The sequence below is a fragment of the Mesorhizobium sp. Cs1299R1N3 genome (genome assembly GCF_037179625.1).
Taxonomy (GTDB): Bacteria; Pseudomonadota; Alphaproteobacteria; order Rhizobiales; family Rhizobiaceae; genus Mesorhizobium; species Mesorhizobium salmacidum.
Genome location: NZ_JAPYKQ010000079.1, coordinates 1 through 437 on the forward strand (window position 1 = coordinate 1; position 437 = coordinate 437).

Consider the following 437-nt stretch of genomic DNA (forward strand, 5'->3'; position numbering starts at 1 on the left):
TCTGCCAGATGATGCCACGCGTGCGCTGGGCAATGGCGAGCGTCTCGACGAAGCGATCCAGATTGTTGCCCAGGAGCACCACATCAGCGCTTTCCTGCGCCACGTCCGTACCCGAGCCCATGGCGACACCGACATGAGCCTCGGCGAGCGCCGGAGCGTCGTTGACGCCGTCTCCGACCATGGCAACCTTGCGCTTGGCCGCCACGAGCGCCCGAACGCGCACCAACTTGTCTTCCGGCAGCAGCTCCGCCTCGATTTCCTCGATGCCGAGCGCGGCCCCGATGGTAGTCGCTACCCGCTGCGCATCGCCCGTCAGCAGCACCGTTCGGATGCCCATGCGCTGCAAGGCTTCGACCGCCTGCTTCGCTTCGGGCCGCACGGTATCGGCGACCGCAATCGAGCCGAGCAGACGTCCGTCGCGGGCGACATAAACAACC

The 437-nt window shown here is 66.6% G+C and carries 1 protein-coding gene; it reads right to left on the reverse strand.

Annotation, left to right across the window (positions count from 1 at the left end; genetic code table 11):
- Positions 1-437, reverse strand: a 437-nt coding sequence (locus O7B34_RS32035; RefSeq protein ID WP_337149746.1) for an HAD-IC family P-type ATPase, incomplete at both ends; no start/stop codon positions are given.